The 15,092-nt window shown below is 39.4% G+C and carries 18 protein-coding genes; all 18 read right to left on the reverse strand.

The window, feature by feature from the left end:
* Positions 1–23: 23 nt before the first annotated feature.
* Positions 24–368 carry a DUF1904 family protein gene (locus AB3N04_RS04880; protein WP_368504987.1) on the reverse strand — a complete coding sequence of 115 codons (345 nt, stop codon included), beginning with the start codon at positions 366–368 and terminating at the stop codon, positions 24–26.
* A 2-nt stretch (positions 369–370) separates the two neighbouring features.
* A complete protein-coding gene (locus AB3N04_RS04885; RefSeq protein ID WP_368505991.1) occupies positions 371–826 on the reverse strand; it encodes a MarR family winged helix-turn-helix transcriptional regulator in 456 nt (151 codons plus the stop codon).
* Positions 827–927: 101 nt separating this feature from the next.
* A complete protein-coding gene (locus tag AB3N04_RS04890) occupies positions 928–1,347 on the reverse strand; it encodes a DUF1801 domain-containing protein (protein ID WP_368504988.1) in 420 nt (139 codons plus the stop codon).
* Between the two features lie 92 nt (positions 1,348–1,439).
* Positions 1,440–2,012: a sugar O-acetyltransferase gene (locus tag AB3N04_RS04895; protein ID WP_368504989.1), complete on the reverse strand. Its 573-nt coding sequence runs from the start codon at positions 2,010–2,012 to the stop codon at positions 1,440–1,442.
* A gap of 65 nt (positions 2,013–2,077) precedes the next feature.
* Positions 2,078–2,293, reverse strand: coding sequence for a hypothetical protein (locus AB3N04_RS04900; protein ID WP_368504990.1), 216 nt, complete (start codon positions 2,291–2,293; stop codon positions 2,078–2,080).
* Positions 2,294–2,327: 34 nt separating this feature from the next.
* Positions 2,328–2,684: a cupin gene (locus AB3N04_RS04905; RefSeq protein ID WP_368504991.1), complete on the reverse strand. Its 357-nt coding sequence runs from the start codon at positions 2,682–2,684 to the stop codon at positions 2,328–2,330.
* 22 nt (positions 2,685–2,706) lie between these two features.
* Positions 2,707–3,159, reverse strand: a complete 453-nt coding sequence (locus AB3N04_RS04910) for a DinB family protein (RefSeq protein ID WP_368504992.1) — start codon at positions 3,157–3,159, stop codon at positions 2,707–2,709.
* The gene (locus AB3N04_RS04915; RefSeq protein WP_317120255.1) at positions 3,152–3,286 is read right to left on the reverse strand and encodes a hypothetical protein; all 135 of its coding nucleotides are present in this window, start codon (positions 3,284–3,286) and stop codon (positions 3,152–3,154) included. The genes AB3N04_RS04910 and AB3N04_RS04915 overlap by 8 nt, the downstream gene beginning before the upstream one ends.
* 43 nt (positions 3,287–3,329) lie before the next feature.
* A complete protein-coding gene (locus AB3N04_RS04920) occupies positions 3,330–3,536 on the reverse strand; it encodes a hypothetical protein (RefSeq protein WP_368504993.1) in 207 nt (68 codons plus the stop codon).
* Between the two features lie 124 nt (positions 3,537–3,660).
* Complete coding sequence (locus AB3N04_RS04925; RefSeq protein ID WP_368504994.1) at positions 3,661–5,469, reverse strand: IucA/IucC family siderophore biosynthesis protein; 1,809 nt, start codon at positions 5,467–5,469, stop codon at positions 3,661–3,663.
* A 25-nt stretch (positions 5,470–5,494) separates the two neighbouring features.
* Entirely contained in the window at positions 5,495–6,691 is a 1,197-nt protein-coding gene (locus AB3N04_RS04930; protein ID WP_368504995.1) for an MFS transporter, read from the reverse strand.
* Positions 6,692–8,002, reverse strand: coding sequence for a lysine N(6)-hydroxylase/L-ornithine N(5)-oxygenase family protein (locus AB3N04_RS04935; RefSeq protein WP_368504996.1), 1,311 nt, complete (start codon positions 8,000–8,002; stop codon positions 6,692–6,694).
* On the reverse strand, positions 7,971–8,549 hold the full coding sequence (locus AB3N04_RS04940; protein ID WP_368504997.1) for a GNAT family N-acetyltransferase: 579 nt from the start codon (positions 8,547–8,549) through the stop codon (positions 7,971–7,973). Before AB3N04_RS04940 ends, AB3N04_RS04935 begins: the two co-directional genes overlap by 32 nt.
* Entirely contained in the window at positions 8,536–10,368 is a 1,833-nt protein-coding gene (locus AB3N04_RS04945) for an IucA/IucC family siderophore biosynthesis protein (RefSeq protein ID WP_368504998.1), read from the reverse strand. The genes AB3N04_RS04940 and AB3N04_RS04945 overlap by 14 nt, the downstream gene beginning before the upstream one ends.
* 13 nt (positions 10,369–10,381) lie before the next feature.
* Positions 10,382–11,920, reverse strand: coding sequence for an aspartate aminotransferase family protein (locus AB3N04_RS04950; protein ID WP_368504999.1), 1,539 nt, complete (start codon positions 11,918–11,920; stop codon positions 10,382–10,384).
* A 398-nt stretch (positions 11,921–12,318) separates the two neighbouring features.
* On the reverse strand, positions 12,319–13,602 hold the full coding sequence (locus tag AB3N04_RS04955) for a hemolysin family protein (protein WP_368505000.1): 1,284 nt from the start codon (positions 13,600–13,602) through the stop codon (positions 12,319–12,321).
* Between the two features lie 39 nt (positions 13,603–13,641).
* The gene (locus AB3N04_RS04960; protein WP_368505992.1) at positions 13,642–14,469 is read right to left on the reverse strand and encodes a DUF368 domain-containing protein; all 828 of its coding nucleotides are present in this window, start codon (positions 14,467–14,469) and stop codon (positions 13,642–13,644) included.
* Positions 14,470–14,699: 230 nt separating this feature from the next.
* A complete protein-coding gene (locus AB3N04_RS04965; RefSeq protein ID WP_368505001.1) occupies positions 14,700–15,041 on the reverse strand; it encodes a general stress protein in 342 nt (113 codons plus the stop codon).
* Positions 15,042–15,092: the final 51 nt, after the last annotated feature.

Consider the following 15,092-nt stretch of genomic DNA (forward strand, 5'->3'; position numbering starts at 1 on the left):
TCCCTATCAAGTATTTGTCACGTTTAAAAAGTCGGTTGTACATTTCGAGGAATCTCGTTTAACGGCATTCCTTCTTTATAATAAAGCTCGGGATTTAAAATGATATAAAAGATATGGATGTTAGAATATCCATAGCCTTTGAGTAAATGATTGATCATCGCAGCAATCTCGTCATGCGTTTTTTGGTCTCGTTGGAACATAAAGATTTCGACTGAACATGGTGTTTCCGTAATTTGGTCAACTTGGATCAGTTCGATCTTCACCGTCTCTGGTGATACATTCGCCATGATAGACATTTGCTCTGCCAAAGCGGTTGAGGCATCTTTTAATATGCTTTTATCAAATCCTTTAAATCGTAAAAATGGCATCTTTAGCTCTCCTCTCGTTGATCATGACAAGTCTCTTGTTCAATCGTGCTTAACCATTCTACTAAGAGCTTGTCTAACTGTTCTTCGGTGTCTGCTGAAACTCCCTCCATTAGCTGCTGTTTCACATCTGCCATCGCCCGTTCCCATGTTGGGTATTGGAGATGCGCCTCTTCGGTTAATTCAATTCTTTTCGTTCGTTTATCCTTGCCGCAGATTTGCCTGACAAGACCTTTTTTCACAAGGCGTTGTACGTTTCTTGTTAAAGGTGGGGCCTCGACAGCTAAATACTCACATAGCTCACGTTGAGTTAATGTGCCTTTCGTTTTCAACGTGTAGATGACAGTCCACTGTGCGCTATACAAATCAAATGGTTGCAGTGCTTGGTTCGCTCGCTTTGTTAGCAAACGTGAGATCTGGTGTAGTCTATGAAATAACGTAAGATTCGTCTCGATCTTCATCACCTCTATTTTGTTACCTAGGTAATTATATCATACTACCAATCTTTGCAAATGAAAAAGCCACTCTTCCAGCAGAAGTATGGCTCAAGTCAAACATGCACTTATTCCGGATACGTATCTTGTAAAAATGAAATCGATTGCTTGATCAAGGCTCTTAATACATCGACATCAATGTCTGCAATCTTGTTTATGTACACACATGCTTTGCCAGTCGTATGTTTTCCAAAGTTCTCTAATAACGCTTCTCGATCTGGATCACCTGTTGCAAAATATAAACTTATCTTCGCTTTACGAGGCGAGAAGCCAACGAGTGGAGCATCTCCTTCGTGACCCGTTTTGTACTTATAATGATAGGAGCCAAAGCCAATAATACTTGGCCCCCACATTTTTGCCTTGTAACCAGTTGTTTCCGTAAAAATGTCTAATAATTGATAAGCATCAGCTCTTTTTTTAGGATTATCAACCTGCTCAATAAACTCAATCACACTACCATCGTGTTCTTTTGTTTTAAGTTCGTACATCGTGTAAAAAGCCCCCTCCATCCATAGTCTATGTACTTTAGAGATTCTCTATCAAACAAAAAATCCCTCTCTCATTACTAGGACAAATGCCTTTACCTCTTATCCTCTAAATCAATCTCCTTAATCACTCTAGCAGGATTTCCTCCCACTACCACATTAGAAGGAACATCCTTTGTGACCACTGCCCCAGAAGCAATCACCACATTATCTCCAATCGTCACTCCTGGATTAATGATGGCCCCGCCGCCAATCCATGCATTGTCACCAATTGTGACTGGCTTACCAAATTCAGGTCCTTTAATCCGTTCAAAAGGATTTACAGGATGAGTCGCCGTATAAATATGTACACCAGGTGCAAGCATGCAATTGTCTCCAAAACGAACCTCACACACATCTAGAATGGTGCAGTCAAAATTCGCAAAGAAGTTATTCCCAACATGGATATTGTAGCCATAATCACATCTGAAGTTCGGCTCCATGTAGACATCTTCTCCCGTTGACCCAAGTAAATCTTTGATTGCCCTAACACGGTCCCCATGCTCAGTTTCTGTTGTCTGATTAAACATCCGAGTGAGATACCTTGCTTGCTCTCTTTCCTTCATTAGCTCTGCATCCCAAGGCTCGTATAATTCGCCATCAAGCATTTTTTGTTTTTCTGTTTTCATCGTTAGTCCTCCAAGGCTCTATCTGTAAATAAAAGAAAAGCCAGCATCATGGCTGGCAACTTGTCTTATACACTCTTTTGTTTCTTTACCTTCTTATATAAGAACAAACAACCCCAGCCTCCAATTAAAGCAATCGGCACAATAATAAAACGATAGGGATGTCCCGGCTGAAGCCATTCAATGTTACTAAGAGGAGCAACAAATAGTAGAAACATTAGAATCAAAAATCCAGATAAAGCTCGCACACCATAATCAACCATAGGAAACCTCACTTCAATCAAAATAATAAGACTCCTTCTATCTTACCAGTTGACCTTATCCTCTTTCCACCATAAATTCAGATGGATTTAATGCTTCAGATTCAATCGCAATCGCAACCAGTCCCTCGTGTGTTCCGGTTTCATGACCTTCGCCCTTCTCCCAGAAAACAGCATCTCCCTTTTGAACCTTTACTTCCTCTTCTGTGTCACTTCGTACCCATCCTTCCCCTTCAACAATTAAGAGAAGCTGTGGAACGTTTGCTTGATGAAAACCAATTAACCCACCAATTTCAAGATGCATGCAGCCGATCTGTGCCGGTTGATCGAGTCTACTTATTTTTGAGATGATGAAATTGGAATCGAAGTGAGTCACCTGCTTCCCTACTTCCTTATCAAATCGATAAATAATCATCTTTCTTCCTCCTTCATCACCCCTATTTTTTACTCAGTTTTTCTTCAATTTGTTTCAAATGGTGAATGTCGTGTTTGAGAAAGATCTTTGCAAAGCTTTCTGCAGAAAACTTTCGCTTGCCTTCTCCAATCGTAAAGCGCACATCTTCCTCAACACTCTCTAGATTTTTCACAAGTTTTGCTCTAGTATCAATAAATTGATCAATAATAGCGTGCAATGACTGACCATGTACGTCATTTATAGCCTCTTCATTATGTGAATCATGGTCTGGAAAGGGAGATAAATTCGCTCCATCATTCATGTAGGGAACCATACTCTCTAAATTGAATTGATCCCAATAATAGAGATGAGCGACAATTTCTCTAATAGACCACTTCCCCTGTTTAATAGGGTCTAGAAGCTGAGAATCCTCTTGATCTTTTAAGTTCGCGATCACTGTAACCGTTTCTCCTAATTGAGTTAGCGTTTTATTCATCTTTATCTCTTCCTTTCAACAATTCAATCAGCTCACTATTCTGTTCATTGAGCTTGCTTAGTTTCTTTTCAATCGAAAATAATGTAAACATTAAAATCGGAAAAGCAATCAACCAAAAGATAAACATTTCTAATCCCATCTTTCTTTTTTGTTTAATTGCTCTAATATTATTACTTCGACCTCAGAACATCGGTTATTTTATTTGTAGTCATCACTGATAAAACGAGCGCAAGAATGAGAAACAATACCGACACGATTAACACAGATAGTGAAGACTGAAAAGGAATCAATCTGTTCCCAATAAAGCTGAGAATCTTCATATATGTGAAAAAGAATACCGCAATCAACCCATAATGAACAACTGTTTTTGACTCCATCCTGGCCTCCTATTCTCTTTTTCTATCATACCAATATTACCCTCATCCTTGGGTGAAATGGTATTATTTTCTTTTTACTTAATGCTAAAAAGCGTTCCTGCTTATAACAGAAACGCTTCGTTATTTATTCTTTGTAAAGAGGATTTCGGACATAGCCAAATTCAGATGCATGTGGACGATCATCATCGTCTTCATAGCCATAATCAATCATTCGATTACGGTTTAAGCATAGCTTTGTGAATGTTGGCTGTAGTAAATCAAAAAGGCGGAAACGATCCTCTAATTCCGGGAAACGTTTGTGGTACACAAGAATCGTTTCTCGCAACAACTGCCAAAATCGCTCTTCATCATATTCGTAATAAACATCGATAATATCCGCTAAGTATCGGAAGTGACATACAAAGAGCCCAGTGAAAATAAATTGACACAAACCATCTGCTCCTTCACTACGAAGAACTGGCTTTAATTCCTCTGGCAAATTCAATAATTCAGGCAGTGGCTCTCCACTAATATTGACATCATCGATAAAGTCTTTCATTGCTAAACGATGCGGGACGTGATCTTTTAGGATCACAACGGTGTTTTGTCCGTGCGGTGAAAAGACGGTGCCATATTTATAAAGAAAATGTAGAAGTGGTGGAAGCGTCACATCAAAGAGCTTCTTGGTCCATTGCTCGACTGTTAAGCCTGACTTTTCAATTAAGGAAGCTACAAACGGTTTCCCGGCATCATCTACATACAGGAGTGATGCCAATGTAATCGCATGTTCGTCTTCTTCTAAGAAGGAATAGATGCTCTCGCGCCAAATACTGCCTAGCATTTCAAGATATTGATACGGAGCTCCTTCTAAAATTGAATAGTAGGGATGATTATAATTCATACTCGCCACTTCTCCTGGCAAGATGATCTGGCACTCCTCTTTTAAAAATGAGTCTTGTTCACGAATGCGATGAATATAGTCTGTAATAATGGGAGCCACTACCGTTCGTTCAGCTGGAAGTCCGCGGTAGACTAGCGTATTTAATATACTCATCGGCAGCTTCACATGATGCTTTTGTTTATCACTTGTATTCACAAATGTCCGAATTGACTGTTGCGGGAGGTAGTTATCCTCACCGGACCCAAGTGGGATAATCCTTTTTTCAGCAATGTCACCCGGAAAATATTGAATGATGACATTGTTCCATTGCCATTCATGAATTGGTAAAAAGAAATAGGTTGACGCTTCTAATCCTTCACTCTCCAATTGGTCGATAAAGGCGTGATATTGCGCCTCTCCTAATTCTTCACGAAGTAAGGTTTCATAATGGACATCAGAGACAGAATGAAATGTCGCATACTTTTTATCAACAGCGAGCCACGATAACTTCACTTGCTTCTTTTGTTCTGGTGAATACGCAAGATAATCTTGATAGTCAAAACCAATTCGCCCTTTATTGTAAGTGATCCATGGATGGCCTTCCATTTCACCCTCAAGCTCGGCGTAATCCATATCCACTAACTCATCTGAATGCGTCGCTTTCTTTTTCTGTAAAATATGAGCATCTGCTAGTAAAGTGTTGTTGTATTCTTTAATTAAATGCCCGGTCGTTAGCGGCTTCATCCCTACTGTATCTTGAATGTCTAAGATAAATTGAATGGGATTAAGCGCTTTTTCCCACTGATTATCTCTGTTTATCTGAATTGATTCTGGATACACACGATAGCTATCCATGAGACGTTTCTTCGCTTCAAATCGATAGTGAACCTCTTTTCCGTCCTTTTTAGCCAGCGGCAGATGATAGAAGGTTCGTTCACCCGTTTCCTCTACCACCTCTGGTTTGATAATCTCTTCATACATAAATTCAGAAATCATCTTTGCAAGTAAACTCAAACCTACTTCATCCCAAATTTCTGCAGTTAATATGTTCTGAACTTGATGATCTTGTCCCATCGTGCCACACTCCTTATCTATATGTTTACATTGCTTCTTTCATTTTATTTTCCTGAAAAGGTAGCTTTGCTCCAATTGACATTGATAAACGAGCCACAAGAAGGGTACCTAGACAAATGGCCGCTGCAAAAACGAATGGTGCAGCTACGCTATAAGATGTAAGACTCGCTGATGCGAGATATGGTGCCACTAGCAACCCTGCATTTTGAAACGAGGAAGCAACCGTATACACTTGTAAATGGTTGCTGCTTCGATTAAACAAATAAAGTTCTAGAGCAGATTGGGCGATCGCTAAGAAAAATCCGTAGAAAATTCTACCGATCATAAGCACAATAAAGCTACCCGTCATTCCTTGAACGAGAAGACTAATCGTTAAGACGCCTAATGCCAGTATAAAAATAAAAGGGACTCTCTCTTTGGAGCAATACTTTCGAATAACAGGATAGGCAAGTATTGCCATCGCACTAGGAACCATAAATAAGACACTGCTCTCAGCAATTGAGAGATGAAAATCATTCATTGTATACGTGGTGAAATACGGACGAATCATGTTATTTGCTGTGTGAAAAGCAAAAATAACGACACCCATTAGGGCTAAAAAAGCTAGTTGCCTTTTCGTTGAGTAAGTAGGTGCTTCTTTCCTCACTACCGCTTTTTTTCTTGTGGATAGTGTCCGGAAAGTGAAGATGGAAAGAAGCCACAGCACGAACTCCACCACTGCTAGTCCGTAGAATAAGAGCAATGGGTTTTCAAGGCGGATGAACCATGCCCCGGATAAGGTTCCTACTATAATCGCCCCGTGAAAAACCATATGATAGGCTCCGACAACAGCCGACCGCTGTTTTTGCCCTTTTAATTCAATCAGTAAGGGATAGAGAAGAAAAAAGCTACTTTTTCCTACTAACAGAAAAATGGTGTACGTTAAAAACTGCTGTGCATCTTGAGCAGTCGCCATCAAAATAAGCATGACAAAGGAAATCCATTGACCTATATAAAGCAAGTGTTTCACTTCGATATATCTTGAAAGCACTCCCCAAATCGGTACAGCGATGATGACCGTTAGACGTGCAGTAAAAATATAAAACGCTGTATAGTCCAAATCCTTAATTCCAAACACCTTTGAAAAAAATTGTGGGTAAAAAGGGGAAAGTGTCACATCTGCAAAAATAAAATAGAAAATGAGAAGAAATAACACCGTCTGCGTTCCCTTCAGAGAACGCATTTAATGAACCCCAAATTGTTGAAAAACATTACGCTTACGCACTCGAAAAATGTCTCGATTAGCTAACTGATTAATGATTGTTGCATTTCGATAAGCACCTAAGCCCAAATCCGGTGCTCCTACTCCATGTGTATGCATCTCGCCATTTTGAATAAAGATGTTATTGTCCACATCATCAGTCAGCTTCAACTGATAGTTTTCCCCGACACAATATCTGCCCTTCTCATCCCAATCAATAAGCGATTGCACATTGCGAAGAAAGCTCGGAATCGGATGTTTATAACCAGTGGCTGCGACAACAAACTCGCTCTCGTGAGTAAACGATTGGTCAAGCTCCCATTGATTGCATTGTAGCTGTATTTTTTCACCTTTATTTATCTCTACTACATCAGTGACTTCGGTTTTAGCAAGTAACCGAACAGGAGGGTCCTCGCCTCCTACTGAATGCTCATATAAAAGATCATAAATCTCAGAAATCGTCGTCGCACTGATTCCTTTGTATAATAAGTCTTGCTTTGGCAACTGTTCATCCTTTTTCTCTTGGGATAAGCTGTAAAAATAATGCGTATAGTCAGGAGAAAAATGCTCCAAGCCTAACTTAGAGTATTCCATTGGAAAGAAACCTCTTGAGCGTGTAAACCAGTCCAATCGATAGTTGTAGATTGGCTGCTCCTTTAATAATTCTAAAAACACTTCGGCTGCACTTTGACCTGACCCAACCACACTAATCGATTCTGCTTGACGTAACCTTTCTCGATGTTGGAGAAACTTGGCTGAATGAAAGATTCGCTCGTTTGAATCACCTATCATATTCTTAGGTACGTTCGGAACACTCCCAATTCCAAGGACAATGTGCTTCGCGTAATAGTACGTATACTCTCCTGTCTCAACATCCTCTGTTTCAATTCTAAAAACCTCTTCTTCCCATTCAATCGACGTCACTTTCTTTCCAAATTGACAGTTTGATAGTTGTTCAGATACCCACTTGCAGTAATGGTTGTACTCTCTTCGCGGAATGTGAAAACGCTCGAGAAAATAGAATTTATATAACCTTTCTTGTTCGTGTAAGTAGTTAAGAAAGCTATAATGACTTTTCGGGTTAGACATGGTGACGACATCAGCCAAAAATGGTACTTGAAGAGTCGTTTCTTCAATCAATAATCCCCCGTGCCACTCAAAATGAGGCTTTTGATCAAAGAATATTGATTGGATATCTGTGCTCTCTTCCATCAGGGCCGCTAAACCTAAATTAAATGGTCCAAGCCCAATTCCAATAACATCAAGCAGTCGATGGTTGTATGTAGTAGACACCCTCCCACCTCCTTAAAAATTCTTCACGATCACAAAACATCAGCAAGCCCCTTTTATCAGGCAAGTCTACTTCCTTAACTGCCTCAAAGCCGCATTTCTCAAAAACATGAATCATTTTTTTATTGCGAATATCAGGCTCTGCAATTATCTTCTTTGTTTCTGGGTGTTGAAACCCAAAAGCTGTCATCGCCCGTACTAATGGTAGAGCTAAGCCTTTTCCTAAGAAGGCGTCAGGACCTATCAATAAATGAATCCCTTGATCACCAACTTCTGCGTCATAGTAATTGGCTATCAAATCATCCTCTGTCCAATAGCGTTCAAAATAGCTCATCGGCTCGTCATCTAAATGACCAATATATAAGGTTTGGTGTTGATCAGCTAAAAGTTTTTGTAAGTGAACCTTATAGTCAGGCAGCATAAAGTTCTGCTTCCAAAAGGGAATGACATGATCTTGATGATGCCATTGATGCAACTTCTCTAGGTCCTTCTCTAGCTCCACTTCGCGAAACGAGATTTCATATCCTATCTGCTCATCAAAGAGATTCATTTTTGACCAGCTCCCTTTCTGCCAAAGGATTATTAACCTCTACATACACGGATTGCGTTTCAAGCGAACCAGTTAATTCATCCATGTCATGAAAACGAGTCAATAAGTTTGCTTTGCATGGTAATGTCTCATACGTTAGCAAGCTCTCTATTAGTTGTGATAAGTTTCCTTCTGGAATGTTGATAGCAGCCAAATGTTCACGCAGCTTATCTATTAGCTTTCTTTCATCGACTAAGCCGCCAACGCCAAAGGCATTTACTAAGCCAAGTAAATGATTGAAATAGAAATAGTAGCGCAAACGCTCATCAGCAATCGCATCTGAACAAACGGTATTACTTTTCTCGCTAATTCCTGGTAAGAGCTGATTGAGCTGCTCATAATACGATTCGCAAAAGTAGTAGCCTTGATTGTCACGGTAAAAAAAGCGATCTGGATAACCGTCTTTTAACTGAATGACACTATTTTGCTGATGCGCTTCAAGTGCAATACCATACTTCAAAAATAGCCAGATAATCGGTTGTAGCGATCGATCAAGATAGCGTTCGAACCAATCTACACTCACTTCCTCTGTCGTACGCCCTTCCTTCTCTGCCAATTGGTTAATGATTTCTGCTAGCCTTGAGGTTTGTCCATTCATTGAATCCTGACATAAGGAAGCTACAGGCGTAGCATTTAATGCCTGATCTAGATAAAAAGGATTCTCTCTTAAAATGACTTCAAAACCAGATTCCTTCTCACCGTCTATCTTCACTGTCATAAAGGCCGGGTCACATATGATTTGAAAATCAGGATAACGATCCCCTAGCTCCGTACCAATCTTACTCTTAAGTAGATTCTTCACTTCCACTCCTCGTTCGAGTTCCATGTTTTTATTTGCTCGAACGGAATTGGTGATTTTAATATTTAAGGAGAACTTAAACATGAACTTCTCTTCTGGGTGATAAACAGTTCGCACTGAGGATGTCGGGTAGTACGTCTTGCCTTGTCGTCCTACACTCTTTATTAGCCCTTGCTTCATTAGCTTTTGAACAGATGATTTCCTCATTAAAAATTCAGCCTGCCACGGGTGTATCGGTAAGAGTGCATACTCATCATTTTGACAATACTGTGATTTAAAGTCGCTTGGCACTTCAGGGTCTACTAACAATTGTTCTTTCACAAGATGCTCGGCTGAATGCTGGAGAGCTGAACGCTGGTAGACAATCGAGTGATGCACAAGGAAATAATGCAATTGAAACTGTCCTTTTAGCTCTGGTGAATAGCTCGGTACATCCCACTCCGCAATCCCTTGACGACTTTTCGGTGTAGGATGTAAGAGATGTCCGAAAATTAGTGCTTGCTCCGCTTCAATAAAATTTAGATCCGCTTGATCTAGATGATCGCTCTCCTTTAATCGTTCCTGAATAAAATGGTCGATGTTTTGGCAGCTTAAAATCACTCGTAACATCAGCTCATCTTGATGACTCGTCACATCTGAGGTCATACCTGCTACTAGGTTCAGCTCTTTTATAATGAGGCTTGTCAATGTGATGTAATCTAGCTCAAGCACCTCACCTTGTCTTGAAGAATAATAGAGTGGATATGAAAAGATATGCCGCTCTGTTACCGACCAATAAGCTAGAGGAATATATAAGTGAATTCCTTGGTGAGCGAGGTGGCAATCCATTACTTGCTCTACGTCCGTTGTTTTCAGTCGATTCGCAACCTCTCCTGCAAGATCACTCTTTTGAACGAGCTTATATCCACCTGCCTCCCTTAAGTAGCAGTTTAAAAAGCTTTGAATCGTTGCATGTTCAGCCATTTGTTTTGTATTCATCATCAAGACCCCCTTATCATTTTGCTTCTACTTGTACTAGTTGCTTGATTTGGTTAAAGATTGCATGAATATCCTCAATGGTTGTTCGTGGATTTAACAACGTCAATTTCAAGTAAACAGATTTATTTACTCGGGTTCGTGCCAACATGGAGTGTCCTTCTTCTAACAAATGATCCCGTATAAATGCATTGATTTGATTTAACCACTCTTTGCTTCTCTCTTCTTTGGGGTTGTATCGAAAGACCACGGCATTGATCTCAGGCTGGTTAACTAGTTCAAATTGAGGATCATCATCAAGAATTGATGCTGTTTCTTTTGCTAAATCAATCGTATAGTCAATCATCTCAGCAAATATCTTTCTCCCTAGGGCCTGGAATGAGACGAACAACTTTAATGCATCAAACCGTCTAGTTGTCTGAATCGACTTAGTCACTAGATTCGGAATTCCCGTCTCCTCATCATCTTCAGGATTTAAATAGTCGGCATGAAGTTTGAGAAAATCAAAGTTTGCACGATCTTTTAATAGGAAGGCCCCACAACTAATTGGTTGATAGAACAATTTATGAAAATCGACGGTGATCGAGTCAGCGTGATTGATTCCTGCTAATTTTTGCTTGTGGTTCTCACTTAGCATCAACGCCCCTCCATACGCAGCATCGACATGAAACCACATGTGATGCTCATCAGCTATTCTCGCCAATTCATTAAGTGGATCGATGCTTCCAAAATCGGTTGTTCCAGCAGTTGCAACCAAGGCAAATGGAAGGAGTTCCTCATCACTTGCTACCTTCAAGTGGTGCTTTAAGCTGTCGATGGAAATACGCTGGTGCTCATCCGTTTCAATCGGAATAACTGCTTGCTCTCCTAAGCCCAGTAAAAAAGCAGACTGACGAACGGTAAAATGCGCAGCTTCTGAGCAAAAGATTCGTAGTTTACTAGCATCTATCGGGAGACCATTTCGCTGGGCATTCCAATTCAGTTCCTTTTGTAAGAAGTGGTCTCTAGCCAGTAATAATCCCATTAAATTAGATTGTGTCCCGCCACTTGTAAATACTCCATCAGCTCGGTCTTCTTTAAAAAATAAATCGCTCAACCAGCGCACCATTTTTTCTTCAACGATTGAAGCGGAAGCGCTTTGATCCCACGAGTCCATTGATTGATTCCCTCCGCTGATCAACACTTCTGCTGCAAGAGCTGAACTTAATGGCGGGCAATGAAGATGAGCCAAACATCTCGGGTTAGCAACTTGAATCGAATGAGCCACAATCGTTTCTCCCACCTTTTTTAATAGATTCTCAATGGAAGCCCCCTCTTCTGGTAACATCTCATTAAAAGTTTCGTCGAATAGATGTTCAAACGTTGCAGGAACGAGTCCACTATAAGGGTTTTCATTAGTTGCATACTGCTCGACTAAAGCAGCCTCAGCCGACCTCATTGCCAATTGATAGTAATCTATTCCTTCTGTTTGGTTATGTAGAAAATAGCGATCAAATCTATGTTGATGTTCCGTAACTTGTGTAAATGGATATCGAAGGTCAACTTGACTCAGTCCCATTCTTATACCTCCTGGATGATCTTATTTTTAAGACAAAAGATAATGAAAATCATTATCAATAACTCTTGTTGGCTATGTTAGTTTAAATGATAATCATTGTCAATTAAGTTTGGCAAATCAGTAAGATTGTCACCCATTCTCTAAAAAAATACTTATATAACTCTCATTCATGTACTATGGCACAAGACTTAATACACAAAAAAGAACGTGTGTAGAAACACCCGCTCTTCCGTCTATTCTTTTACTTTCTCTCTTCAGGTAGCAGTTTAAGTGCTTATTGGACTAAGGAATCACTTATTCTTCCACTTCTTTCATATCCTCATGTGCTTACTCTGCTTGTATGGTGTTGCATAACACAATAAAGCCCCCTGCGAGAAACATTCAGGAGGCTTTCATTATTAAATGACTGCTTTTTGTTTAATATCATCAATCTGATCGTTCATTGTTAAGTGTATTTGACGAACACGCTTTTCTTCCGCTTTTTCGATCTTCAAACTCAAATTCTCATAGGAAAATTCTTCTCCAACTTTAGGAATACGTTGGAATTCTTCAATCAACCAACCACCTAATGTATGAGTAGTAGTAGCGGGAAGAACTATATTGGCAAACTCGGCAAAATCATCAATTGAATAATCAGCATCAAAGACATAGCTTGAAGGACCAATTTGCTTGACTTGATTTACACTAACATCATGTTCATCCCAAATCTCGCCAACAATCTCCTCAAGGATATCTTCTAAGGTAATTAAGCCAGATGTCCCACCATACTCATCAAGAACAATCGCCATATGCACTTTTTGCTTTTGAAGTTCTGGTAGTAAAGATGAGAGTTTCATCGATTCAACTACATATAAAGGAGCTCTAATAAGTGACTTGAGATCAAGCCCCTCGCCCACTTTAATATAGGCTGTTAGGAAGTCACGCTCTGATAATATTCCAACGACATTATCAATATTCCCCTCATAAACTGGAATTCTGGAGAAATGTTCTTTTAAAAATACGTCCTTAATTTCAGCTATAGATTGAGTGATCTCGACTGCAATCATATCTGGACGTGGCTTTAGGATCTCCTGAACAATAATGTCATCAAACTCCAATGATCGATGGACCATTTCTTTTTCATTTTTCCCGATAACCCCTTCATCTTCACTAATTTGAACAAGCATTTTAATTTCTTCTTCAGTGACCGATGGGGTATTCTCTTTATTTCTTACAAACAACGAGACAAGGTTCTTAATTTTTAAGAACACCCAAGTAACAGGGTAGAACACATGAATCAACAATAATAGGAATCCCGAGGTTTTTAGAGCATAGTTTTCTGCATACTCTTTTGCTAATGATTTCGGGATAATTTCACCAAAAATTAATACTAAAATTGTGACCACAAATGTACTAATAAAAACACCTAAACTCGGACCAAACAGGTGAATTGCAATTTGCGAAGAAAGAGTTGCTGCTGCAATGTTTACAAGGTTATTACCAACCAAAAGGGTCGAGAGCGTTTTATCAAAGTTCTCCGCTATATCAACAGCCTTCTTTGCTCCTCTCCTCCCTTCCTCCTCATAGTTCTTGAGGCGGATTTTATTCACACTTGAAAATGCTGTTTCAGCTGAGGAGAAAAAAGCAGATAAACCTAATAGCACGATAAATAACGCAATCAAACTCGACGGAACATCGTCCATCTAAACATCACACTCCATATTAGTAGTACTTCTATTTTATTACGAATTACTTAATTTAACTACTGTTTTCTTTGTTTCGAAATAGCTCAATAAATAAGCACTAATTCCGCCCATTAAGAAAGCGTATATGCTTGTATACAATAAAAATTGATTTCCGGAAATACCAGGATAGATCACAATAATAGATCCCACGATAAATCCGATCATTAATGCATACGTACCAGTTTTATATTGAGTAAATAAATAAGTGATCAGGCGACTCGTAAGAACAAGCCCGATCGCAATTCCTGATCCAACTGCAATAATGACTGGAATGTTAAAAGTTGATAGAGCATTGATCACAGTCGGATACAACCCCAACAGTAAAAAGATAAATGAACCACTAACCCCTGGCAAGATCATCGCAGTACTTGCAAGCCATCCACCAAAAAATAATAAAACATAATCGCTCCACACTAAATGAGTCATAACTGCCGATAATTCATTGTCTTTCACAAAATATGAAGCGCCTACGATGATCGCTCCTATCGCAAGCAATCCGTAATGGATAGGAGTAAATGAACGCTTATAATCAATATCCTTTAACAGGGTCGGAATAATACCGATAATCAACCCAAGAAAAAAGAAAAAAGTAGGTTGCGGGTATTCAGCTAAAAGAAATTCGACTAAGTGACTCAATGTAAGTAATGTCACAATAATCCCTAGGCCAAGTGGAACCAAAAACGCGAGATGCTGTTTCCACTCTTTTGAAAACAACCCATTAATCGCTGCAATCAATGATTGATAGATTCCAAGTACTAACGCAATCGTGCCTCCACTTACCCCTGGGATTAAATCACTAACACCCATTGCTATGCCTTTAAACATATTACGCCATTCAAACAAACATTTCTTCCCCTTTACATAAGCAGAATTTTAAAAACCTTTACTAAGTAAAAGCCTTATAAGTAGGCAATATTTTATTAATGAGAATATAGTAATTGATTGCCAGAAGAAAGGCAACAAGTTTGATGTAAGGTCATTACTATTTCACCATACAGCCACAAAATAAAAAACCGATTAGATATAAAATCTAATCGGCTTCCTAACTTAATTCTTTAAAATTCAACTCTCTCTTGGTTCGTGACCACGAGTAATGATTTCCCTTTGTCCAACTCTTCTTCTAATTCATCCGCTTTGTCAGCTTCAAAGCCAATTTCTTTCATTTTTGAACGTAGCGTATCTCCTTTGCTACGGAAAACATTTTTTAAGGCTGTTCCGACACCTGTTTCACTTACTCCAATCTTATTCGCATCAGTTTCTTTTCTACTTCTTCGTTCATGATCGTTGTCATGCGAGAGAACATAAATATCTTCATCCCTCACTCCATCTTTTCTCAACTTGCCGATTGATTTCTCCATTGTTTCGTCGTTATGGAATACTTTAAATAATGGTCTCAATTTTCATTTCCTCCTTAATTAATGGTATATAAGCAACCTACAATGGCTTCT

The organism is Alkalihalophilus sp. As8PL, from assembly GCF_040939795.1.
Classification (GTDB): domain Bacteria; phylum Bacillota; class Bacilli; order Bacillales; family Bacillaceae_D; genus Alkalihalophilus; species Alkalihalophilus lindianensis.